This window comes from Glutamicibacter sp. (assembly GCF_032154645.1).
Lineage (GTDB): Bacteria > Actinomycetota > Actinomycetes > Actinomycetales > Micrococcaceae > Glutamicibacter.
The window spans coordinates 16,660-40,416 of the sequence record NZ_JALDXV010000025.1 but is presented as its reverse complement, the minus strand read 5'-3'; the positions used below and the strand labels follow the sequence as shown (position 1 = coordinate 40,416).

Below are 23,757 nucleotides of genomic sequence, written 5' to 3'. Positions count from 1 at the left end.
TCTACGTTAGAACAGACCTAAATCGTGCATGTTCTGTGCCTGACCACGCTCTGTGCGACGGGTCACTCTACGTACGCGCCGAGCTTCAATGCGCTCGGATTTTCCCTTTTCACGGAGCTTTTTGATTTTTTTCGGGTCGGCGTGCGTTGCATCAGTACCATGCGGGTACCTGCGACCTACGGGAGTGTATTCGACAACCTTGCCTGGTTTCGCAAATTCTTCACTGAGCTGCTCGGATGCGGCGCCCAATGACTGCATGACGCCCATTCCTTGACGAAATAGTCGAATACCTGCCAATACTGCGCACAATAAAGTTGCCAAAATGAGTACCGTCCACAACAGCACCCAGAACCACCAGGGAAGCATTTATATACCCTCATACATTCGGATAGCGGCGTCCAACCACTCGTTCACACGAGCGCGTGTTGACTCCGGCGAAACAACAGCTATTTTACCGCCGTGCCTTGCTATCAACGGTGCAGGCACCAGATCATAGGAAAGCTGAATTTTGGCAAGGTAACCCCCACCTACCTTGGAGCTTGACCATTCCGAAGGTCGGAAAGACTCGATTGCCGGCAATACTTCTTCGTGTACGAAAACGGTGGCCTGCAAATCATCGGCAGACCCACGATATCGCAAGTCAAGTTCCTGATCATCATCGTGACGAGTACCGATTTCAAAGGTCTCATCGGTGCGCTTGACATCAAGAATTCGATCAACCCTGAAAGTCAGGAGATCTTGTCGGTTCCTGCACCATGCACGAAGATATTGAACAGGTCCGTCTTCGACCAACCGGAGGGGCTCCACCTCACGATAACCGTGGCTTTCAGATCGCGCAGAATAATAGTCGATCTTCAACACACTTCGTGACCGGATGGCACTGATCAATTGACTTGGGATGTCGTTGTGTCGTGCTTGCGACAAGGCGAATCCCAACGCTCCATTCCAGCCGTCAAATCGGGCTACTGCAGCATTGATCTTGGTTAGTGCCGAGTGCAGGACCTCTCGGTGCTCAAATTCGGGGATGCTCTCCAAGGCGTTCAAACCACCGAGAACCGCTACAGCTTCTAGCGGGGCAAGTTTCTGCGGCGAAGCGAGAATCTCAGCATTGGAAATCGTCACGGTGTCGGCGTCAATGTCTCCGTCGTTCACATTGATTAGTTCATCGTGCTGGCCGTTGGGCACGCCGCACATCATGATCATCGCCAGCTCTTCGCGAACTTTTTCCACCGGCATCTGATAGCGGTCAGCAAGCTCTTTGATCTCTACAACACCGTGCGCGACCACGTACTGGATCATGTCGATGTTACGTAGCACCTGGGCAGCTGTCGTGCCGCGCCCCGTTGCCCTATGTTGCCTGAAACCGACTGTCGACAGCGAATCTGCTTGATCAGAGATGAGATTCTGAACGTTTCGAGCATCAGAGAGTGTTGTTGCGACCTTCACGGCCAAGTCCTGCGGTTCAAGGACCTTGACGGCTGGACCGTAAGCCGCCAATTCGGAGGCAAAAGACTCGGCATCAGAGTATGCCACTCGATACCGGCGATCGCCCATGTCCCCGCTGACTGATTGGATAATTAACGGCGTAGCTGAGTCGTCTAGGATTTGCACTGTTGCAAGATGGCCCGGGTTTTTTGAATCAAAGTCGATCAAAACCTGAGTCATGCTGAAGTCGACGGGACGACGTTGATAACTTTGGCTGCTTGGACCTTGGCGACGGATGATGGTTTTGAGGTTGCCCTTGATCCGCGAAAGGCGGAAAACCCTCACTGCGTTTCTCGTGTGGTCGTATCCGGCAAAATACCAGTTGCCGAACCTCTGGCCGATCCCCCACACATCAACTTCGCGATCCGATTCCACGCCGTCTGCCGTGGTGTACGTGAATTTCACTGTCTTGCGGTTGAAGACAGCGAGTGCGCATTCACGGAAATTTGGTTCGTCAAGAGACAAGCGAGGCAAGAGCGTGCCGGTGATCGGGGCAACGGCTGTTTCATCCACACTGCCGGTAATACGTGCGGCGGCTTTAAGACCAAGCGTCTGAAGTTTGCTGTCTTTCCACAGACTTGCTGCTAGAGCAATCATCGCGGACTCCGCCGGGGTGAATTCAATTGCAGGCAGAAACCAGTCGCTCGTATCAAGGCTGTAGTAGATGACTCCATCGATATCGTCCGCGATCAGTCTGACACCGAATTCATTGCGGATGTCTTCTCGAAGCCGTTCAACCGACTTTTCTCTCGCTGCGTCACTTCCGTCGGGAGTTAAATATTCACCGATCATCGCGGAAGTAAACTTCTTCGGAGTCGTTGCCAATGCATAGATCAGACTAGTCAGTCGTTCTGCCTTGCTTGGCCCTGAAGAATGCTTTGTGCTCACGACCCTAGCCTAATCACTTTTCTTATCAGATGCCGATTCTAAAACAGCTGTGGCCCCGAAAACGGGGCCACAGTTGTATTTGAAACTCAGCGAATGCTACTTGGTACCCATCAGGTCCACAACGAAGATCAATGCTTCGTTTGGTGCGATTGCCCCCGGAGCACCGCGCTCGCCATAGGCAAGATGCGACGGAATATCCAGACGACGACGACCGCCGACCTTCATGCCCAAGAGACCCTGATCCCATCCCTGGATGACCATTCCGACGCCGACAGGGAAATCAAGGGTCTGACCGCGGCCCCAGGAAGAATCGAATTCTTCACCGGTGGACCAGGCAACACCAACATAGTGAGCCTGAACGGTAGTGCCGGGAGTTACCTCGGCTCCGGTACCCTCAACCAGATCGGTAATTACCAATTCGGCTGGTGCGTCGGTGCCCGGAAAATCAATCTCGGGCTTGGTGCGGTCGTAGTTGCGTTCTCCGAACGACATAGTCACGGCCTTTCGTTAGTCGGTTCTCAACCAGCTACTTGCTGGCTGGGGCTTCTACATTGGTCAATTCTACGTAAAAGACCAACGTGCCGGTCGGCGAGCCCTGCTGGGAAGTATTACCGTAGGCCAGATCGGCAGGAATAGTCAGCATGACCTTCGAGCCTTCCTTAAGGCCTGTCATGCCCTGAGTCCAGCCCTTGATGACCTGGTTAAGGCTGAAGGTCGTAGGCTCCTTGTCAAAGTTGCCGTCGAACTTTTTTCCGTCCGCATAGGTGACGCCAAGGTACTTGGCGGTAACCTTCGAATCAGCCGTAGCTTCGGTGCCCTTGCCTTCTTCGAGCACGTCGACCACTAGACCATTAGGAGCTTCGGTGTCCTTCGGAATGCTAATGGTCGGCTGCTTGTCCTTGAAACTGACGGTTGGCAGCTTGCCTTCCTTCTTCAGCTTGGCAACCTCGTCATCTGAGAGCTTGGAACTGACAGGGGTGGTGTCCTCGATATCGATGAGGATGATGCGCTCGGCACGGGTTCCCGCTTCCGGAGTGCTGGTCGTTCCGTTGGCCTGCTGAGTGCCCTCAATGGCCGAGTAGGCAACCCAGTCGCCGACCTTCGAATTGATCAATACATCATATAGTTCAGGCATTGACTGCTTGAACTGGTCATCGAGGGTCATGTCGGTGGCGGCGCCGGTGAAGTTTTCGTTGGTGAGCTTACCGTCAATGGTTTTGTACAGACCTGACTTGACCTTGATGGTGTCGCCAGGGTTCACCTCAGCACCGTCGCCCTTGACAACGTTGACTGCCTCATCCTTTTCGGTCAAGAACGGGGTGTCAAAGCTGACCTCCGGCGCGGAGCTGGCATCCTTGCCGGGAGTGACCTTGATGTCTGAAAGGGAACTGCTACCGGAGGTCGAACCACAAGCTGCCAAGGCGAGGATTGATGCGGTGGCGGCTGCTGCCATAACTTTGCGCACGAATCTACTTTCGTTCGTTGAAATTGCTTAACCGAATGGCGAACTAGCATGTCAGCTGAACGCGCTTGCTACTAGCTTAAAACCAGTTGCTGTGAAAATACTTTCCAACAGCTCCCTAAATCGGCCTACTCATGATTTCGATCAGTTCATCTACCTGGTCGTTCTGGATGGCGAAGGGATCCTTGCACAGTACGATTCCGCCCTGCCCCTCTTCGTATTTCATGTGTACCCAGTCGGCGCTGTAGCGTCGGCCGGTGGCACGGGCCGCCTTGATGAAATGACTGCGGATGACAGCCCTTGTGGTTGCCGGCGGGTTGACGATCGCGTCCCGGATCTGAGCATCGCTGACCACCGAGGTGGCCAGGCCGCGCTTTCGCAGCAGGTGGAACAGACCCCTCGTAGGGTCGATGTCGTGGTAGGTCAGATTCAGTTGGGCCAGGCGGTGCGAGGACAGCTCAAGTGAATTCTTCTGGGCATAGCCCAATAAGAGCTTCCGCTTAATCGCCCAGTCGATGTCTTTGTCAATGCTGGTGAAGTCCTGGGCTTCGATCGCGTTGAGCACGCGTTCCCACAGCTCGAGAATCTGATCAACCCGGTCATGATGTGCGCCGTGACGGGCTACAAATTGCTTGACCGAGTCAAGCAGGATCCGTTGAATCTGCAGCGCGGTCGGCTCGTCGCCGCCCATCAGGCGCACGACGGTCTGTCCGGTGAAATCATGGGAGATCTGGCGGATGGAACGAATGGGGTTCTCTAGGCGCAGATCGTGATAGATTTCGCCAGATTCGATCAGGCGCAGTACCAAATCTGTCGCGCCGATCTTCAATAGCTGGGTCGTCTCGCTCATGGTCGAGTCACCGACGATGACGTGCAGGCGGCGGTGGTACTCGGCGTCCGCGTGGGGCTCGTCGCGGGTGTTGATGATCGGGCGCGAGCGGGTAGTTGCCGAGGAGACGCCCTCCCACATGTGATCCGCGCGTTGGGAAAAGACAAACTTGGTTTCTTCGCCCACTTGGACAAGGTTACCTGCGCCGCACAACAGCTGACGGGTCACCAGGAACGGGATGAGCATGTCGGCGAGTCGCTTGAACTCGATCTTGCGCGGAATCAGATAGTTTTCATGGCATCCGTAAGAGTTTCCAGCGGAATCCACATTGTTCTTGAACATGAAGATTTTTCCTTCATGCCCTTCTTCTGCCAACTGGTCCTCGGCCTGATCGACCAGATCAAGCATGAGCGCTTCGCCCGCCCGGTCATGCGCAATCAATTGCAGCAGCTGGTCGCATTCTGCGGTTGCGTACTCGGGGTGCGAACCGACATCGAGGTAGAGGCGGGACCCATTCTCGAGGAAGACATTGGAACTTCTCCCCCAGGCAACAATCGGTTTGAAAAGGTGCCGAGCAGCGTCCTCGGGGGTCAGCCTCCTGCCGTCGGATGGTACATAGTTCAGTCCGAATTCGGTTTCCAGACCGAAAATTCTACGATCCACGCGAAGTTACTTCCCCTCAATTGGTGCGCCGCTGCGGCGCCTCTAATGATCTTGCGTTGCAGCCTTTCGGCTTACTGTCCGCCCTTTTGCACAAATCCGCGTACGAACTCTTCGGCATTGGATTCCAGCACCGAGTCGATTTCGTCCAACAGGTCATCAACGCCTGCAGACTGACCGGTGGTGTTGACCTGGATCTGCTCGGCAGCTTCCTGGGATTCGTTGTGACGACGGGCTGAAAAGCTTTCCTGTGTCATGTTCTACTCCTACATCTTTTGTGGTGCGCGTTCTGAGCGCACCAGCACTAATTTCAATTCTGCGCGTTCTAGGCGCGCTGCGCCAACTGCTCGATGAACTCGTTAATTTCCAGCTGCGCGTCGAAGAGTTCACCTACGTCGCTGCGCGTTCCGGCCAACGGCTCCGGCAGGAAAATACGGCTGACTCGCCGTGCTCCGGGCACCGAGAACGAGAGTGCATCCCAGTTCGCCGCCACCACAAATGGTGCATAGCGTTGAAGGGTCATCCCGCGCAGATAGGCTCGGGTATCCTCCGGCGGTTCAGTGACCGCACGATTGATCTCCTCTTGACTGAAAATGCTCTGAATTGCCCCGCGGGCGGCAAGCCTGTAGTACAGTCCCTTGTCCTGACGCAGGTCTGCCCACTGCAGATCCATGAGCCCGATCCGCGGATCATCCATCCCCAGGCCATGACGCTGTGCAAACGAGGTGATCAGTTTGTACTTTGCAATCCAGTCGATCTGATCGGCGGCCAACAGCGGGTCGCGTTCGAGCAGGTCCAAAATCTGCGCCCAACGGGTAATGATCTCGTTTGTGTCCGCGTCCTGATGCCCGTATTTCTGGCAATAGTCCGCCGCGGCGTTCAGATATTCGCGCTGGATTTCGATGGCCGTCAGCTTCCTGCCGTCGCGCAGTCGAACTGCCGACTTCAGCGACGGGTCATGGCTGATCTGTTGCAGGGCCGCCACCGGGTCGGCCAATTCCATGGACGGTGCCGCCCCCGCTTCGATGAGGCTCAACACCAGATTGGTGGTGCCGACACGCAGCAGGGTCGAAATTTGACCGAGGTTTGCATCTCCGATGATCACATGCAAACGGCGGTACTTGTCCCAATTGGAGTGCGGCTCGTCGCGGGTGTTGATGATCGGTCGGTTGACCGTCGTCTCAAGCCCCACTTCTGCTTCGAAGAAATCCGCGCGCTGTGAAATCTGGAATTCCTTGCGCTGCCCCAGCATGCCCTTGCCCACCCGGCCCGCACCGCAGAAGATCTGCCTAGTCACGAAGAACGGGGTTAACCCGTACACCAGAGAGGAGAACTCGACATCGCGGGGAACCAGGTAATTCTCATGCGAACCGTAGGACACCGACTTGTTGTCGGTGTTGTTCTTGTACATCAGCAATTCGCCGCTGCCCAACCGGGCGGCGTTCAGCATGGCACGGCGCATGACCTCGTCGCCGGCCTGGTCCCACAGCACGGCTGCGCGCGGCGTGGTCGACTCGGGGCTCGAGTACTCCGGGTGGGCGTGGTCCACGTACAACCGTGCGCCATTGCCCAGCACCATATTCATCACGACATCGGTGGAGTCCTTCTCCTGGTAGAGCGTGGACCCGACGCGTGCGTCGTTGCCGTCCAGCGCCACGGATTCCGAGGTCCACACGGTGCCCTCAACCTCGGGTTCAACGTCAGTCAGCTGGGTTGGGTGCGCCTGATCCCTGTCTACGGTGAATCCGCGGGCGTCATTCAGCGGCGATTCATCCGCGTAGTCCCATCGCGCGCCCCGCACCTGCGAATCGCTTTCTGCAACAAGCTGTGCGTAGGAATCGACGATCTGTGCAGACAGCACCGTCGCATTCGCCCTGGGCATCGAAGGGCGGATAATGCCGTATTCGGTCTCCAGTCCGACCAAGCGGCGGGCGCTCACTTGGCGGCCTTGTGGCTGACCAGCGAACGGATGTTGCTGATGCGCTCGCCCTTGCGCCCTGAAATGCGAGCCCAGTCGTCTGGGTTGGTGGTGTTCGGCATGTCTTCGTGCTCGGCGAACTCTTCGCGCACCGCACGCAGCAGGTATTCGCCTTTCAGCCCGCGCTCACCCGTGGTGATCAGCGCCTTGATCGCATGCTTCTTGGCTCGGTCAACCACATTGTGGATCACCGCACCGGATGCGAAGTCCTTGAAGTACAGCACCTCGGATTGGCCATTGACGTAGGTGACCTCAAGGAACTCGTTGATCTGATCCGTCGAGTACATGGCATCAACGGCGGCTTCGATCAACCGGTTCACGGTGGCCTGTGCATCGGCATCCTGTGAGAGTTCGCTCTCGTGGATGGGCAGGTCGGTGGTCAGGTACTTGCTGAAGATCTCCACCGCGCCGGCCGAATCCGGACGACGAATCTTGATCTTCACATCAAGTCGACCGGGGCGCAGGATGGCCGGGTCGATCATGTCCTCGCGGTTAGATGCTCCGATGACTATCACGTTGTCCAAGCGCTCGACGCCGTCGATTTCAGCCAGCAGCTGCGGCACGATGGTGGTTTCCACGTCGGAGGAGACACCGGTGCCGCGGGTGCGGAACAGCGACTCCATCTCATCGAAAAACACGACTACCGGATCGCCGTGCAACGCCTTTTCCCGGGCGCGGGCAAAGATGAGCCGGATGTGGCGCTCTGTTTCGCCGACGTACTTGTCCAACAGCTCGGGGCCCTTGATGTTCAAGAAGTAGCTGCGGGTGCTTTCCCCGCCGACGCGCGACGCGGCACGCTGCGCCAGCGAGTGCGCCACGGCCTTGGCGATCAGCGTCTTACCGCAGCCTGGAGGACCGTAGAGCAGGATGCCCTTCGGCGCACTCAGGCCGTGTTCACGATAGAGCTCCGGGTGAGAGAAAGGCAGCTCGACGGAGTCTTTGATCGCTTCAATCTGCGAATTAAGGCCGCCGATGTCCGAGTACGCGATATCCGGCACTTCCTCGAGCACAAGCGACTGCATGTCTGTCAACTGCACCCGCTTGACGCCAAGTCCGGTCTTGGTGTCGATGGTCAATTGGTCGCCCACCCGAAGGTGCTCTTCGCGCAGCGGCTGGGCCAAGGTGATCACGCGTTGGTCATCGGCCCTGGCCATGACCACCGCCTGGTGGTCCTCCAACAATTCTTTAATGGTTACCAGTTCGCCGGTTTCTTCATAGCCGAGCGCTGCGATGACCACCAGCGCCTCATTAAGCAGCACCTGCTGCCCCACGTTCAGCTTGTCGAAGTCGAGTAGCGGACTGACGCCCACGCGCATTTTGCGTCCGGAGTACACCACGTCGACCGCCTGGATGGCCGTGGACTCAATGGCAGTTCCGGGCTGAGGATGCTTGCGTGGGTGCTTGGCGACAATCGTGCCGTAGCTGAAGGGGGCGTCGCCGTCCTTCTCCAGGGCCGACTTCAGACCGATGATCTGCTCACGGGTAGTTTCAAGCAGCGCGACGAGGCGCTGGTTGTTGCCGCTGATGCTCGCCAGCTGCTTGTCGAGATTCCTATTTTTATCACGCAGCACATTGACCTGTCGTTCGGTCATCTGCAGGCGTTCAGCCATTTGCTGCGCCTCGAAGCTTTCGCTCACGTTGTTCTCCCAACACTTAACTAGCGGGCGGGCGGTTGTTCAGCGCTTACCCCGTAAATCCACCTGTGACCTTCGCCTTCACGGATACGGTTGCACGGGCGGGAACCTACAATTCCATAGTACGGAAAATGGCCCTGTAACGTGCGTCAACAGGGCCACGTATCCAATTATTGAGACGTATTATCTCAATATATGGTCACCAAGAGTGCTTCGGGCTAGCCTTTCTCGGGGTCCGCGGCCTCGGCTTGGGCAGCGCGGACCCGTACAGACTGGTTCGCGTCCCGGGCGGCACGGCGCAGCTTTTTGTCGGACAGCCCCCGTTCACCAAGGGCCTGGGCGGTCCATTCGTTCTCATCGTGATCGCGGGTCCAAGCGCTGAGGTCCTCGGCCGAGTAGCCGTGTTCCTTGATGCGCTTGGCCTTGGGGATGCCGTCCTGTGCATCGGCCAGGCGTCGGGTGGTGATCAAGAATGCCGTGTGAGCGACCATGCGGTGATCGGGGCGCACAGCAAGACCGTCAACGTGCCAGCCGCGCAGCAGGGTTTCGAAGCACTCGGGCTCGGTGAACTGGCCCGAAGCACGAATAGCCTCCACCACGCGAGACATCTGCGTCACCGAGGAGACGTAGTTGGTCCATACCCCGCCCGGGGCAAGTACCGTGGCCACCGCGTCGAGGCATTCCCAGGGGCTGAGCATATCGAGTACCACCCGGTCGATGCTTCCCGGCTCTTCGAGCTCAACGACTTTGTCCTGGAAGTCTCCGATGGAGATCTGCCAGGCAGGGTGCTCTCCCCCGAAAACCGTGGCCACGTTGCCGCGGGCGATGTCGGCGAACTCTTCGCGGCGTTCGAAGGAGTGCAGGTACCCCTGGTCCCCTACCGCACGCAACAGTGAAATGGACAGCGCGCCCGATCCGACGCCGGCTTCGACGACACGGGCACCCGGGTAGATGTCACCGAACTGGATGATCTGCGCTGCGTCTTTGGGGTAGACGACGGTGGCGCCGCGCGGCATCGACAGGACGAAGTCCTTGGCCAGCGGACGCAGCGCCTGGTAGCGGAAGCCGTCTACATTCTCAATGACCGAACCTTCGGGCAGGCCGATGATCTCCTCGTGCGGCAGCACGCCCTTGTGGGTGTGGAACTCTCCACCCTCCTGCAGGGTGATGGTGTTGATCCGGCGCTTCTCGTCGGTCAACTGGACGCGGTCGCCCACGCGGAAGGGGCCGCGTCGTGCGTCGGCACCGTGTGGCGCCGCTGAATTCTCCTGTGTGTCAGGCGTCTGGCTCACTGTTAGCTGTCCTTAGTTCGTACGTTGATGTGTTATTTTTTGCGGCCGATGACCGCGTTGATAATGTCTTGCTGATGCAGGATCCCCACCACGACTCCGCGATTGGAAATGACTGCATACTCTGCGGTGGACACGCTCGCGAGGTAGTCGATGAGCTCTCGGCCGTCGGAGTCTTCGGCGACCACGGCACCCTGGCCCAGGGCGCGCGAGACGGCCAAGGCAGGGATGCTTGCGGCCTGCATCGGATCGACCCGCGAGATCGCCTGCTCGTCGACGACCCCTACCGGCATGCCCCGGGGATCGACGAGGACGATCTGTCCCCCGCGTTCGCTGCGTCGCACGAACACGTCGGCTACGGTGGCCTGGGAAACCATCGCGCTGGCAGGATGCATCAGATCCGCCGCGACGACCTTGGGCAGATTGAGCATCATTTTCGAATGGGCAATCAACTGCGTTGTCGCCTGCCACATGAAGACCGCCACCATCGCGCCGACGACGGCGGTGACGATTTCCAGCTCCTTGCCAGTGATGATCGGCCACACCACAAAGTACACGACCACCGCAGCGGCGATGCCCCGGCCGACCCACGAGGAGGCGATAGTTCCCTTGAACTGGGAACCGGTCGCCTTCCAAACGATTGACTCAACGAGTCGCCCGCCATCCAGCGGCAGCCCGGGCAGCGCATTGAACGCCCCCAGCAGGAGATTCGCATAGATAAAGAAGTTCAGGAGCAAAGTCAGGTAGATGTTCGGGTCGACGACGTGGAACAGCCCCCAGGCAATACCTGCCAGGGCGAAGTTGGAGACCGGGCCGGCCAACGCAACCCACAGCGATGCGCCGGGGGTCGCTTTAAAAGAGCCAAATTGGGTGTGCCCACCCATCAAGGTGAGGACTATATGGGCATTAGGCCACTTGAAGGCGCGCGCGACCATGGCGTGGGCGACCTCGTGGATGAGTACGGCAACTGCAATCGCCACGGCGCAGGCAAACCCCAGGATAAATGCATAGGTCGCCGGAACCAGCGCGCTTTGGGAGAGCTGCTTGCCCATGGATATGGTGATCACCGCGGTGATGATGAACCATGAGCTGGAAAGGTAAACGGGGACCCCGCCGATCTTTCCCAGTTTGATTCCGGGTGCTTTTTCGGTTGCTTCGCTCACGCGCCTACCCGTACTAACCACTCGCCCATGAGTTCGACGTCGACGTCTTCCAGGCTGGCGATCCGACGCCATGGGCCCTGGCCGGGATCTGTAGCATTGGGAATCAGCACTGCGTGCAGGCCGGCCGCGCTGGCCGAGCGTATCCCCGGATCAGAATCTTCAAACCCGATGCAGTACGCTGGATCAAATTCGCTGCCCGTCTGCGCCGAGAGCAATCGCAGGCCCTGCACATATGGCTCCGGGTTTGGCTTGCCCTGGCCCACCTCTTCTCCCGTCACCGTGGCCTGGAAAGTATCTTCAGGAATTCGTTCGAGCAGGTCGTTGACGATGGAGCGTTCAGACATTGTCACCAGCGCCTGCGGAATTCCAGCCTCGTTCATCGCGGCGAGCAGTTCTCGTGCTCCCGGTCGCCACGGAATATGCTGGCGCACCCCTGTGGCTACCCGTTCGCTGAGCCAGTCGATGATTTCTCGAACGGACAGGCTCACGCCTGCTTCCTGAAGCACGCGTGCTCCGGTCGGTAGCGCGCAACCAACCAACGCATGGGCCTGCTCGTCAGACCAGCTGCCGCCATGTAGGGCAACCAATTCAGCTTCGGCAGCGATCCAATACGGTTCGGTATCGATCAGGGTGCCGTCCATATCCCATAGCACTGCTTGTACGGGGTATGGTCGGCTATTTGTGTCAAAGGCAAAACTGGTGCTTGGCATGAGTCCATTCTAGATGGAAGAGTGGGGCTAAGCTGATTCGGCACCGCTGCCGAAAACAGCAGAGATTATGTCCTGCATCGCTAAGGAGTCGCCCGTGACCTCCGAGTATCACGCACCGACCTTCGATGGTTTCATCGCGCACAGCGAACATGAGCATCGACCCAGCATCTTGTTGGCTGCCTTTGAAGGTTGGAATGATGCTGGTTCCGCCGCGAGCGACGCGGTGCGAAGGATTTTACGCGCCACCCGAGCCGAACGCCTGACAAGCATCGGACTGGATGATTTCTATGATTATCAGTTCACCAGACCCACGACAAAGCTCACGCCGAACGGGCGGATCGTGCAGTGGCCGAAGACCGATATCTACAAGATTTTCAGGCCGAAGGCCGCTGCGGATCTGCTGGTGGTCCTTGGCGTCGAACCAACTTTTCGCTGGCAGTCCTTTTGTGCACAGATCGTTGAAGAAGCTCAAAAACACCACGTCGGACTCGCCCTGACCCTTGGCTCGCTGCTTGCAGATGTCCCCCATACCCGACCCGTGCCAACCATCTTCACCAGCGACAATTCCGCGTTGCAGGAGTACCTGAAGGTTTCGGCGTCCACTTATGAGGGACCCACCGGAATCCCTTCGGTCCTAGGGATGGCGCTAGAAGAATCAGGCATCCCGACTTCTTCCTTGTGGGCGCAGCTGTCCCACTATGTGGCGCAGGCTCCGAGCCCACGCGTCGAGCTGGCGTTGCTTGAGCTTCTCGAAGAGCTGTTGCCGTTGATGATTCCCACCGATCAGCTGCGTGAAGACGCACTTGCCTGGCGTCACGGCGTGGACGAGTTGACCGCCTCAGATCCCGACGTGGCAAAGTACGTGAAGCAGCTGGAGGAAGCCACCGATGCCAGCGAGCTGCCGGAGGCCAGCGGGGAGACCATTGCCCGTGAATTCGAGCGGTACCTCCGTCGTCGCGGGAGAAACCGCACCGACGGGCAAGGGCCCGACTTCGAGATCTAATATCGCGAGATCGGGCCCTTACCTGGGATAAAAGCAATCCAGGTGTTAGTGCAGCTTCAAGCCAAGCAGCGCATCCAAGGCCTGGGTCAAAAGCTCGGTGCCCTCTCCGCTGCCTTCAGCCTCGGTGGCCGCCCACTGGTCGATGGCCTCCAGTGCTGCTGGGGCGTTCAGGTCGTCAGCCATGCGGGCCCGAATGCGGGTGATCAGGGCGGTAGCCTCTGCCAGTCCGGTTCCTTCGAGTCGTGCGCGCCAGGTGGCAATCCGCTCCTGGGCCTGGGCTAGAAGCTGCTCATTCCAGAACCAGTCCGTCCGGTAGTGCTGAGACAGCAGTACCGCACGAATCGCGACAGGCTCGACGCCTTGTTCGCGAAGCCTTGATACGAGTACAAGATTGCCCAGTGATTTGCTCATCTTTTCGCCGTCCAAACCAACCATGCCGGTATGAACATATGCCTGAGCCAGCTGCTTTCCGTCCACAGCGGATGCGTGCGAGGCCGAAAATTCGTGGTGCGGGAAGATCAAGTCAGAACCGCCGCCCTGCACGGTGAACGGGGCTGGAAGGGTCTTGCGCGCAATCACCGAACACTCAATGTGCCACCCGGGGCGTCCCGCACCCAGTTTGCCTCCGTCCCAGGACGGTTCAGAGGCACGCGCGGCGCGCCAGAGCAGTGGATCAAGGGCATCGCGCTTTCCGGCGCGCTGCGGATCTCCGCCGCGTTCTGCGAAGAAACCGAGCATGGTTTCGCGGTCATAGCCGGAAACCGAGCCGAGCTTCCACGCATCGTTCTGTGCGGCAATCGCATCAAAGTAGATGTCGCCCTCCACTCCGTCGTCACCAGCTGGGACGTGGTAGGCAAAACCGGCATCCAATAACCCTTCAACTACCGGGACTAACCACTGGATGGACTCAACTGCACCGACGTAGTGGTGAGGTGGAATGACGTTCAACGCTTCCATGTCCGTGCGGAAAAGCTGAACCTGATCCTCAGCGAGATCTCGCCAGTCCACACCGGTTGCCTCCGCCCGTTCAAGCAGCGGATCATCCACATCAGTGACGTTTTGCGTGTAGGTCACCGTGCGACCATTATCTAGCCAGGTGCGGTGGAGCAGGTCGAAGGTGACATAGGTGGCAGCGTGCCCCATGTGGGTGGCATCGTAGGGAGTAATGCCGCAGACGTAAAGGCTAGCCGGAGCATTGGCTTTATCCGCTGGAGCGGTGGCCTGGGTTGCTCCCGAAGAGGTGTCAAAAACCTCAAGAATCGGCGCGGAGCCCACGATATGCGGTACTTCCGGAGATTTCCACGCGTGCACTTAGGTACGTCCTTTCGCAGATGCGATGATTTTGTTCCTTTAACTCCAAGCCTGTCAGGCTTTGGATTATTCCCATTAACCACCAAGTGTCCGTGGGATAAATCACGGACACCTGGGTGTATTGAATCTATGCGTTGATCAGACCGAAGCCGAGTGCAATGAAGAGGATGAAACCCAAGATAATTCGATACCAGACAAAGAATCGGTACGAGTGGGTTGAAACATACTTCAAGAACCAACCGACCATCAAAAAGCCGACGATGAATGCAACAACGGTGGCGAGACCTGTCTGCGCCAAAGTGTAGACACCCGGCTCGGAGAAGGATTTTGCCAGCTTATAAAGACCAGACAGGAACACCGCGGGAATCGCAAGAAGGAATGAGTAGCGGGCGGCTGCTTCACGCGTGTAGCCCATCAATAGACCTGCGGTAATGGTACCGCCGGAACGGGAAACACCAGGGACGAGGGCAAGTGCCTGAGCAAAGCCGTAGAGGATACCGTGCTTCACGGTTAGATCTTCCAGTTTGCGAGTCTGTTTGCCGTATTGATCGGCAATCGCCAAGATCAGACCAAATACCACCAGCATGGTTGCAACGATCCACAGGGATCGGAAGTTTGTGTCGATATAGTCTTCGAGAAGGAGCCCCAGCACGCCGATAGGGATGGATCCTAGGATAATCATCCATCCCATCTTGGCATCGGGATCCGAATGCGGAACCTTACCCATCAATGCCTTGAACCATGCACCAATGATGCGCACGATATCGCGCCAGAAGAACACGATCACTGCCGTCTCGGTGCCCAGCTGGGTGATGGCGGTAAATGCCGCACCTGGATCCTGAGCGTTGGGAAGCAATTCGCCAACGATGCGGAGGTGTGCTGAGGACGAGATCGGGAGGAACTCTGTCAGGCCCTGGATCAGGCCGAGGAAAGCTGCTTCAAACCAATTCACACACTGACATTACTTCACCGGGCGCGCCAAAGGCATACCGGAAACACCAAGGGTGACAAAAATCAGACCGTGGTCGTAGTCACTCGTCATCATTGGGTATTGTGAAGGGCAAAAGTTCAGAATACTGTTCGTACAACGCATCTTCGTAGTCTTCGAAAGCATCGGCAAGAGCGCCAAAAGCTGTATCAACGGCAGCGTCGGCTGAACCCCTGCTTTGGGAGACAACAGCGAGATGTTGTTCCAAATGCGCTATAAGCGTTCGCAGGGCGTAGTTCGGATCAGTACTCATGGGACTCACGGTACAACCGAATCTTCCATTTCGATAGGGGGTCAAATGCTTCAGGAACTCATCAAGGCTCCATTGCATCAGGAAAATGATTCACGATTTGAATACATGATCATCACTTCATTTCCCGGTGAACCGAAACAACTAGCACGGGCAGCCTTGCGCGAACACGCAGACAACGGAAAATGGGAGCTCATCCGAACCTGCCGTTATGAAGGCGGCGCCTATAAATACTGGCTGCGTCGGAGAGTCATGCGAATTAAGAGCACGCTCGATATCGTAGACGTTTAAGGTAGGTGTTTCATGGAGCCAGAAGCATCGGTTGCGCTGGTCGCACCCACCATAGAAGCTCATCCGTATCGGCTACGGCCCTTTTCGATGTCTGACACAGGGCTCATTGCCCGCGCGGGCAAAGACCCGCACATACCGTTAATCACTTCGGTACCGACCTCGGACGACCCAACGCTCCTGCAGGCATTCATCCAGCGCCAGCACCGTCGGCTAATCAACCGGAGCGGGTACTCACTTGCGATCGCCGACGCTGCCACGGATCAGGCCGTGGGTCAGGTCGGACGGTGGCTTCACAATTTAACGCATGGAATCGCTTCTATTGGCTACTGGGTGGATCCCGAACAACGACGACGCGGAGCGGCGGGCCACGCCCTGGCCGCCATGTCTCGATGGGGTCTATCGCAACCGCACATCGATCGGCTTGAGCTTTATCTAGAACCCTGGAATGAAGGCTCATGGCACACCGCTGAATCCTGCGGCTATCAGCGTGAAGGGCTCATGCGCAGCTGGCGACGGATTGCTGGGCAGCGCAAGGACCTTTTCATGTATTCCTTACTGCCCTCCGATCTGCCGTCTACCGCAGGCGGCTAATCCTCCAGCGGCCCTACCAACCAGCTGGCAACCGTATTTGACGCCGAAGCCGCATTCGATGGGTGATACCAGCTTGCCTGAACGTCGCGGTAAAGCCGCTCGAACTCACTGCCTCTAAAATATGCACCTCCGCCAAGGAGCTGACCGGCGGATTGGATGTTCGCCCGTGCCGTGTCCCCGGCAACGGTCCGAAGGGTCACCAACTTAGGGAACCATTGCGCACCATGATCAACCATCAAGTCGAGGTCGCGCGCCACGGAACGCTGCAATGCATCGAGGGTGATCATGTGCATGGCGGCGTCGGCGAGGATGCCCCGTGCGCGCACATCCTGCGAGTACTTGCTTCCATCGTGATGTTTGCGCTTTGTCAGGGCATCCTTTCCTAGTTCCACGGAGCGTTCAGCTATACCGACATAAACACTGGCAGTAAGGGTGAGGAACGAAGCGAATATTCCAAAAATCAACAGGTCTGGATTGGGGCCTACGGGCAGCCTAGTGTGCACCCACTGCGCTGGGGCCACAGCCGAATCGAGTTTAGTTGTGTGCGACTGGCTGGCGCGCATGCCCAGAGTGTTCCAATCGCCCAATGATTGAACTCCGTCGCCCTTGGCTACGAAACCGTGTACCAGTTCTTCTGTTTTACTGTCTTTTCCAAAAACTCCCAGACGTGTGAAAGCTGGCGAAAGGGAAGTAAAAATCTTCGTCCCCGAATAGGTCACCGATCCATCTGGCTGGGTTTCAGCATTTGTCCTTGAGTCGAAGAGCACCGCGTCATTGCCAGGTTCGGAGATGCCGAACGCTATGACTTCACCTTCGGCGATCCAACGGTTCACCATGCTCAGTCGGTGGTCGCCGCGCGCCGTAAGCAGGTAGGCCACGCCCGCCCACACTTGATGCATGTTGACCGCCAAGGCGGTCGCCGGAGCGGCGGTGGCAAGGCGTCTTTGGGCCAGGGCCAGCTGTTCAAAGTTCCAGCCCAGCCCACCTTGGGATTCGGGTAGCAATGCCTTGAGGTATCCAAGTTCAACGAGCTCTGCAAAATCTTCATCTGCAAAACTGTTTGTTTCATCGTACTCAGCGGCCCGGAGACGGAAGCGCTCTAAAATCTCATCACTGATGACAGATGCGATAGACAACGCAGCAGATCCTTTCATTGTCGGGATATTCATCTCTGAATTAGTAGGAGAGCAACAGTTTTTCCAGCACTCGCACGCCGAATTTGATGGAGTCAACAGGTACGCGTTCGTCGACGCCATGGAACATCCCTGTGAAATCCAGATCCGCAGGCAGCTGCAGCGGCGCAAATCCATAACCGGTGATGCCTAGACGTGCCAAGGCTTTATTGTCCGTGCCGCCAGAGAGCATATACGGAAGCACCACGGCGTCTGGGTCCTCGGCCAAAAGTGCGCCGATCATGCTGTCTACCAGTGCACCTGCAAATGGAACTTCCAATGAAGTCTGTTCATGCACCATGCTCAACTCGACGTGGTCGCCTGCGAGCTCTTGGATTTTTTCTATCGTGGCCTCGTGCTCCTCGGGCAGGGTTCGACAGTCGATCAAGGCTTCCGCGTGCCCCGGGATCACGTTGTGCTTATATCCGGCCTCCAGCGCGGTTGGGTTTGCAGTGTTTTGCAAGGTGGCACCCACAAAGCGCGAGACATTGCCCATGGCGTGTAGCAAGGGTGCTGGATCCCGTTCTTCGAATGACAATCCGGTCATCTCCGCAACGCTTTCCAACAGTGACCTCGTTGTTTTGGTGTACGACAATGGCCACTGATGCGAGCCAATTCGGCTGACCGCCGAGGCGAGTCTGGTGACCGGGTTCTCCGCATTGATTTGTGATCCATGCCCCGCGGTTCCGTGAGCAGTGAGCTTGAGCCAAGCTATGCCCTTCTCGGCGGTTTGCAGCATGTATGCGCGTTTGCCGTTGATATCTACGGAGAAGCCGCCTACTTCACTGATCGCTTCTGCTGCACCAGCGAACACTTCCGGGTGGTGTTCAACCATCCACTCTGCACCGTATTCTCCGCCTGCCTCTTCGTCGGCAAAGAAGGCAATGATCAAATCCCGAGGCGGAGTAATTTTTTCCCTGCAGATATGCCTGATTGAAGCAATAATCATGGCGTCCATGTTTTTCATGTCCACGGCACCGCGACCCCAAATCATGCCGTCTTTGACTTCGGCACCAAAGGGATCGACGCTCCAATCTTCCTTGATGGCAGGAACAACATCCAGGTGACCATGCACGATCAACGTTGGCAATGACGAATCCGAGCCCGACAGCCGGACAACAACATTGGCCCTTCCAGGAGCAGATTCGTAGAGTTTCGGCGATAGCCCGACTTCCTCTAGCAAACTCATCACGTAGTTGGCGGCTTCTAGTTCCCCGCTGCCCTGGTTGTTGCCATAGTTGGTGGTGTCGATCTGAATCAGCCGACGACATATTTCAATCGCTTCGTCTTCCATCAATGCTGGTTCGTCAATCGCGGCCATCAATCATTACCCTTTCGGACTAAGTGACTTATTGTTCTCAACCTTAGCCGTGCAATTGCCGATAAGCCGCTATGGCGCCGGGATGCAACGGTTGCCCTGAGGTGCTAATTAAAGTTTGCGGACTCAAGAACTGCATACCAGCGGTCTCTCGGGGAATCAGCTCTTGAGCATGTCCTACAATCATTTTCACGATCTTTCCCACCAGCTCATTGCCCATATTGCCGGGTGCCATCAACAAATTTGCCACGCCAATGCTCGAAGACTCCGGTACTCTCGCATAGGTTCCGGCAGGAATCTCAACCGGGTCATACAGGCCTGGGTATCGACCGCGCAGTCCAGTCAGCACCTCATCCATGTTCAAAAGACGGAGATCGATGCGTCGGGCCAATTCTGCCACAGCGCGTACCGGCATGCCGCCGAAGAGAAATAGCGCGTCAATGGCGCGGTCCTCCAAGGCTGCGAGCCCGTCGATGTAACCGAGTTTAAGTTCATGTGGTGCGTGGCGGGAGGTGTTTAGTTGTGACTGATTTAGAATTCGTTGCCCGGTCACCCAAGTACCTGAACCTGCTGCGCCTGTACCGATCCTGCGTCCTTGCAGGTCATTAAGTGTGTGGATCTTTTCGTCTGCGCGAACTATGCAGTGAAAATAATTCTGGTAAATTCTCCCAAGAGCTGTTGGTCCTCCGGCATTTAATTCTTCCCTATATTCGGCCACCGTATCGGCCAAGGCTAACGATAATTGTGCCTGGCCACTGGCCAACATATGAAGATTCTGCACGCTGGCTTCGGTCTCGATAACCCGTGATGATTTGGCGATGCCGAAACGGACGAGGGCATCGGCTAGGAGCGTAGCAAACTCGAAATACATTCCTCCGCGTTCTCCAGCAGCAATATTGACCTGGGCAGGCATTGAATTGTTGCATCCGGCGATGGCCACGGGAGCCAAAGCCAACGGTGGAAGTCCCAACGAAAGACGCAACAGTGAGCGTCGAGTGATACCACTAGTCGACATCGCGGCCGTCCACTATCCGTTTGCCTCTGCTTCTTGGCAATTTCAGGATTGCCCGTAATCCCCCACCTTGAGCATTTTCGATCCTTAAGGAACCATTGTTGGCCCTAGCCAAACTGTCCACGATTGACGTGCCAAGCCCAGTACCTGGCCGTTGTCGGGTTGCTTCGGCCCTCCAGAATCTCTGGGTTACCATGCCCAGCTCATCGGGCGGAAGACCAGGACCATGATCGCGAATAGTAAATTCAACCGAGTCAGATTTCGGATGCAGTGCTAACTCAATAGGTTTCCCTGGAGCATATTTCAGCGCGTTGGCAATGAGTTCTTCGAGCATGGTCTGCAATTCGTACTCATTGCAGTAAACGAACACCTCCCCATCTGAATTATTGTGAAGCACGAGGACTAATTCGGCTTGAACTTGTGATGCTCTCGCTGTATGCCTTTCGATTTCCTCCCTGAGCATTTCTGCTGCAGGAATAGAAGCAGATTTCTGAGTGAAGTCAGCGTGCGTTGAAATTGACTGCGCTTCCGAAACCCTGTGTTCGGCACTTGCTAGCAGTAGCACCGAATCGATCAACGATTCCATTCGCTGAAGTTCTTTTTCGACTGCCGCCACTTCGGAGCTTGCGGTCTGCTCTCCCAATCGCAATTTCATCAAATCCACCCTCAGTCGTAAAGCCGCGATGGGGTTGCGTAATTGGTGCGAGGTTTCAGCAATGAGTTCTCGTTGCTGGGTGAGGCTGTCACTCACGGATTGCGCCATTTCCCCGAAAGAACGAGCAAGAGCCCGTAGCTCAGGCGGACCCGCTTCCTGCAGCGGGCTAGGTTTCTGCGTACGCGCCAGATCTGTAACAGCACGGATTAGCTGCTGAACTGGTCGCAGCACCCAGGTGGAAAGTCGGTCGGCAAGTAGCAACATTCCGGCACAAGCACTAAGCGTTGCCGCCACAACGATCGACCAACTTCTGAGAATTGTTGAGCGGGCAGTATCCAAGTTGGCTTGCAATATAACGGAACCGAGCACCTGTGTGGCGTTTCCAAACGGTCTAGCCAGGATCTCCGATGTTTCGCTGAACGGACTAATGGTCGGTAGTGCTGTTTGCTCTAAGTTGATGCTTGCAGCACGGATCGCGCCGCTCACGGCCGGGTCTAGCGGATCAATATTTCCTGATGAAAGTTGCTTTCCACCTATGTTGATAATCAGACCTTCGTCAAAAATCTCTGAATATGTATCCATCTCCAGCTGAAGGGCGCTGTAGTCAGCGGGGTTTTGGGTAAAGCTAGCCAATTGAACGAAACGATTCATCGCTGCGAGCCGCGAAAGCTGGACATCCTGAGTTGTGGTGCTGCTGATATTCCGGAGAAGAAGCACTGACAGAATCACCGCGATGAGGCACAACAACGCGCCTAAGATGACCAATACCCTCAGTCTCATGGCCCTGGAGTTTCGAGCCGGTAGCCTACGCCTCGTACATTCACAATCATTCCCGGCGTATTGAGCTTTGCTCTTAACCCGGTCAAATGAACATCCAGCGACCTCGATACCGCAACGAAGGCATCACCCCAAAGAGAATCGAGAATCTGTTCTCGCGTCACAACCGAACCTGCATGATTCGCTAGAAGTGCCAGAAGATCGAACTCTTTAGCGGTAAGGGCCAGCTCGTGCCCCTGAAGGAATGCCGCGCGTTTTTCAATGTCGATATGCAACGGCCCTACCTGTAAGTCGCTCACACCTTGGGTTTGCACAAACGCTCGTCGAGCTACTGCATCTATGCGAGCCAGCAAGACGGCCAGCCCAATGGGTTTAATCAGGTAATCATCGGCACCGAGCCGCAGACCACGAACCACACTGCGCTCATCATTCCGGGCGCTGAGGATGATAATCGGCGCGTTCGTCACGAGCCGGAGTTTGCGTAGCACTTCAAGCCCGTCCAGATCGGGCAGCCCCAAATCCAGCAAGATCATCTGCGCGCTGTGATGTTGCAGCAACGCATCGGAGCCACGGGAAACACGCAAAGCATCATGGCCCGATGCCCTCACCGCGTCAGCCAAGGCCGTGGCCACTGCATCGTCATCCTCGACGATCATTAGCTGCACGAACACATCCTTGATTCTCCGGGACTATCAACTTACTAACGCTAACAGTCTAGTGGCCTAGCTATCGCACATTTCTGTCGCTTCCTTAAGGAAGTGTTAGTTCTCAACGCCGGGCTTGGAAGTAACGCAGGTCACTCATAGATTCGAAGTAGGACCTGTTTTGAGATCAGCTCGAAGACGAGCAGATGCGCAAGTGGAGCCTTATGCGCAGGTATTGAATCTCGTAGAGAAACTCGCACATGCAAAGGAATGAAGGAATGTCTGAAACAACTCAATCAGTCAACGTAGACAGGGACGGGGGTCGACCTCCCAAATGGAAGATCGTTGGCCCTGGCCTTGTAGTTGCTGCCACCGGTGTCGGCGCAGCCGACATGGTTGCTACGCTCGTTGCCGGCAGTCAGTACGGATACGCTCTGCTCTGGGCGGTAATTCTCGGCGTCATCCTAAAGATCGTTTTGGTTGAGGGTGCCGGCCGATACACGCTGGCAACAGGCAAGACGATCTTCGAAGGCTGGAAATCCTTAGGCCGCTGGACCACTTGGTACTTCGGGCCTTACATCATCATTTGGGGATTCGTTTACGGTGCCACCGCAATGAGTTCGGCGGCAATGCCACTGGCCGCGCTCTTCCCCGGTCTTGATCTAAAGATCTGGGCGGTAGTTATGGGCCTACTGGGTTTCGTCTTGGTCTGGTTCGGAAAGTACAACTTCTTCGAAAAGATCACGGCAGTGCTGGTGGGCATCATGTTCGTCACCGTAGTTGGACTCGCATTCATCGCGGTGCCGAATGTACCTGAAATGTTCAAAGGGCTGATTCCCATGATTCCCGAGGGCGGCGTGGTCTACACGCTGGCCTTGGCTGGCGGCGTCGGCGGAACTATTACGTTGGCCGCCTATGGTTATTGGCTGCGCGAAAAGGGCTGGTACACCCCGAAGTGGATGCGCGTGATGCGGATCGACAACACCATGGCCTACGTCATGACCGGCATTTTCGTGATTGCGATGCTCATTGTTGGCGCCGAAGTGGTACGCGCTGCCGGGGTGGCAATCTCGGGAGGTGACGAAGGCTTGCTGGAACTGGCGGACGTGCTTCGTGACCGTTATGGCGTCGTCGTGGGCAATGGCTTCCTTATCGGATTCTGGGCTGCTTCCTTCTCGTCGATCATCGGCGTATGGAATGGCGTTTCGCTGATGTTCGCTGATTTCTGGGGCCACATGCGCAAAAAGCCGGCAAACCATCCGGACACCATGACCGGCGGAAAGTACTTCAAGTTCTATGTTCTTTGGCTGACCTTCCCGCCCATGGTACTTTTCCTTCTCGATAAGCCAATTGCGCTGATCCTTGCCTATGGAGTCCTTGGTGCATTGTTCATGCCGTTCCTTGCCGTCACCCTGCTTGGGCTCTTGAACGGTCGCCGCATTCCCAAGCAATGGGCCAATAAGTGGCACACCAACAGCGCATTGGCCATCACTGCGATCTTGTTCATTATTCTCGGCGGTCAGCAATTGTGGAAGGCCCTAGCTCCGCTGATCAGCTAGATTCAATATTCAAAATAATCGCTAAAGCCGGTGGTCCGCAGCCTCCATAGTGGGATCCGCGGATTACCGGCTTCATCGTCTGATTTTC

Annotated in this window: 23 protein-coding genes; 4 read left to right on the top strand and 19 right to left on the bottom strand. The window is 56.6% G+C overall.

Annotated features, from left to right (window positions below; genetic code table 11):
• Positions 1–6 precede the first annotated feature (6 nt).
• From RUH64_RS15605 to RUH64_RS15555, 11 genes are all read right to left on the bottom strand, one after another.
• Positions 7–366, bottom strand: a complete 360-nt coding sequence (locus RUH64_RS15605) for a hypothetical protein (protein ID WP_313814619.1) — start codon at positions 364–366, stop codon at positions 7–9.
• Complete coding sequence (locus RUH64_RS15600) at positions 367–2,373, bottom strand: WYL domain-containing protein (protein WP_313814617.1); 2,007 nt, start codon at positions 2,371–2,373, stop codon at positions 367–369.
• 96 nt (positions 2,374–2,469) lie between these two features.
• A complete protein-coding gene (locus tag RUH64_RS15595) occupies positions 2,470–2,865 on the bottom strand; it encodes an FKBP-type peptidyl-prolyl cis-trans isomerase (protein WP_313814615.1) in 396 nt (131 codons plus the stop codon).
• 34 nt (positions 2,866–2,899) lie between these two features.
• On the bottom strand, positions 2,900–3,838 hold the full coding sequence (locus RUH64_RS15590) for an FKBP-type peptidyl-prolyl cis-trans isomerase (RefSeq protein WP_313814613.1): 939 nt from the start codon (positions 3,836–3,838) through the stop codon (positions 2,900–2,902).
• Between the two features lie 115 nt (positions 3,839–3,953).
• Positions 3,954–5,327: a Pup--protein ligase gene (gene pafA / locus RUH64_RS15585; protein ID WP_313814612.1), complete on the bottom strand. Its 1,374-nt coding sequence runs from the start codon at positions 5,325–5,327 to the stop codon at positions 3,954–3,956.
• A 71-nt stretch (positions 5,328–5,398) separates the two neighbouring features.
• Complete coding sequence (locus RUH64_RS15580) at positions 5,399–5,581, bottom strand: ubiquitin-like protein Pup (RefSeq protein ID WP_313814610.1); 183 nt, start codon at positions 5,579–5,581, stop codon at positions 5,399–5,401.
• A gap of 68 nt (positions 5,582–5,649) precedes the next feature.
• Positions 5,650–7,263: a depupylase/deamidase Dop gene (gene dop, locus RUH64_RS15575; RefSeq protein WP_313814609.1), complete on the bottom strand. Its 1,614-nt coding sequence runs from the start codon at positions 7,261–7,263 to the stop codon at positions 5,650–5,652.
• Entirely contained in the window at positions 7,260–8,912 is a 1,653-nt protein-coding gene (gene arc / locus RUH64_RS15570; RefSeq protein WP_313814629.1) for a proteasome ATPase, read from the bottom strand. Before arc ends, dop begins: the two co-directional genes overlap by 4 nt.
• Before the next feature lie 242 nt (positions 8,913–9,154).
• Positions 9,155–10,228, bottom strand: coding sequence for a tRNA (adenine-N1)-methyltransferase (locus RUH64_RS15565; protein ID WP_313814607.1), 1,074 nt, complete (start codon positions 10,226–10,228; stop codon positions 9,155–9,157).
• Positions 10,229–10,260: 32 nt separating this feature from the next.
• Positions 10,261–11,388: a site-2 protease family protein gene (locus RUH64_RS15560; RefSeq protein WP_313814605.1), complete on the bottom strand. Its 1,128-nt coding sequence runs from the start codon at positions 11,386–11,388 to the stop codon at positions 10,261–10,263.
• The gene (locus RUH64_RS15555) at positions 11,385–12,098 is read right to left on the bottom strand and encodes an HAD family phosphatase (RefSeq protein WP_313814603.1); all 714 of its coding nucleotides are present in this window, start codon (positions 12,096–12,098) and stop codon (positions 11,385–11,387) included. The genes RUH64_RS15560 and RUH64_RS15555 overlap by 4 nt, the downstream gene beginning before the upstream one ends.
• A 94-nt stretch (positions 12,099–12,192) precedes the next feature.
• On the opposite strand from RUH64_RS15555, the gene RUH64_RS15550 reads away from it, so the two are divergent.
• The gene (locus tag RUH64_RS15550) at positions 12,193–13,101 is read left to right on the top strand and encodes a PAC2 family protein (protein WP_313814602.1); all 909 of its coding nucleotides are present in this window, start codon (positions 12,193–12,195) and stop codon (positions 13,099–13,101) included.
• A 45-nt stretch (positions 13,102–13,146) separates the two neighbouring features.
• On the opposite strand, the gene mshC is transcribed toward RUH64_RS15550, so the two are convergent.
• The 3 genes from mshC to RUH64_RS15535 all read right to left on the bottom strand — a co-directional run bounded on the left by mshC (position 13,147) and on the right by RUH64_RS15535 (position 15,653).
• The gene (gene mshC, locus RUH64_RS15545) at positions 13,147–14,412 is read right to left on the bottom strand and encodes a cysteine--1-D-myo-inosityl 2-amino-2-deoxy-alpha-D-glucopyranoside ligase (protein ID WP_313814601.1); all 1,266 of its coding nucleotides are present in this window, start codon (positions 14,410–14,412) and stop codon (positions 13,147–13,149) included.
• A gap of 127 nt (positions 14,413–14,539) precedes the next feature.
• Complete coding sequence (locus RUH64_RS15540; protein ID WP_313814598.1) at positions 14,540–15,364, bottom strand: undecaprenyl-diphosphate phosphatase; 825 nt, start codon at positions 15,362–15,364, stop codon at positions 14,540–14,542.
• Positions 15,365–15,443: 79 nt separating this feature from the next.
• On the bottom strand, positions 15,444–15,653 hold the full coding sequence (locus RUH64_RS15535) for a hypothetical protein (protein WP_313814597.1): 210 nt from the start codon (positions 15,651–15,653) through the stop codon (positions 15,444–15,446).
• Positions 15,654–15,698: 45 nt separating this feature from the next.
• Here RUH64_RS15535 and RUH64_RS15530 point away from each other — a divergent pair, with 45 nt between their 5' ends.
• Both RUH64_RS15530 and RUH64_RS15525 read left to right on the top strand, forming a co-directional pair.
• The gene (locus tag RUH64_RS15530) at positions 15,699–15,941 is read left to right on the top strand and encodes a DUF5703 family protein (protein ID WP_313814595.1); all 243 of its coding nucleotides are present in this window, start codon (positions 15,699–15,701) and stop codon (positions 15,939–15,941) included.
• A gap of 12 nt (positions 15,942–15,953) precedes the next feature.
• Complete coding sequence (locus RUH64_RS15525; RefSeq protein WP_313814593.1) at positions 15,954–16,532, top strand: GNAT family protein; 579 nt, start codon at positions 15,954–15,956, stop codon at positions 16,530–16,532.
• Here RUH64_RS15525 and RUH64_RS15520 read toward each other — a convergent pair.
• The 5 genes from RUH64_RS15520 to RUH64_RS15500 are packed head-to-tail and all read right to left on the bottom strand — an operon-like array spanning position 16,529 to position 22,131.
• Positions 16,529–17,668, bottom strand: a complete 1,140-nt coding sequence (locus RUH64_RS15520) for an acyl-CoA dehydrogenase family protein (protein WP_313814590.1) — start codon at positions 17,666–17,668, stop codon at positions 16,529–16,531. The genes RUH64_RS15525 and RUH64_RS15520 overlap by 4 nt on opposite strands.
• A 40-nt stretch (positions 17,669–17,708) precedes the next feature.
• A complete protein-coding gene (locus tag RUH64_RS15515; RefSeq protein ID WP_313814588.1) occupies positions 17,709–19,025 on the bottom strand; it encodes a M20/M25/M40 family metallo-hydrolase in 1,317 nt (438 codons plus the stop codon).
• 43 nt (positions 19,026–19,068) lie between these two features.
• Positions 19,069–20,037, bottom strand: coding sequence for a TAXI family TRAP transporter solute-binding subunit (locus tag RUH64_RS15510; protein WP_313814587.1), 969 nt, complete (start codon positions 20,035–20,037; stop codon positions 19,069–19,071).
• Positions 20,027–21,469, bottom strand: coding sequence for a HAMP domain-containing sensor histidine kinase (locus tag RUH64_RS15505; protein ID WP_313814586.1), 1,443 nt, complete (start codon positions 21,467–21,469; stop codon positions 20,027–20,029). Before RUH64_RS15505 ends, RUH64_RS15510 begins: the two co-directional genes overlap by 11 nt.
• Positions 21,466–22,131: a response regulator transcription factor gene (locus RUH64_RS15500; RefSeq protein WP_313814585.1), complete on the bottom strand. Its 666-nt coding sequence runs from the start codon at positions 22,129–22,131 to the stop codon at positions 21,466–21,468. The genes RUH64_RS15505 and RUH64_RS15500 overlap by 4 nt, the downstream gene beginning before the upstream one ends.
• Positions 22,132–22,388: 257 nt before the next feature.
• On the opposite strand from RUH64_RS15500, the gene RUH64_RS15495 reads away from it, so the two are divergent.
• Complete coding sequence (locus RUH64_RS15495) at positions 22,389–23,669, top strand: Nramp family divalent metal transporter (RefSeq protein WP_313814584.1); 1,281 nt, start codon at positions 22,389–22,391, stop codon at positions 23,667–23,669.
• Positions 23,670–23,757 lie beyond the last annotated feature (88 nt).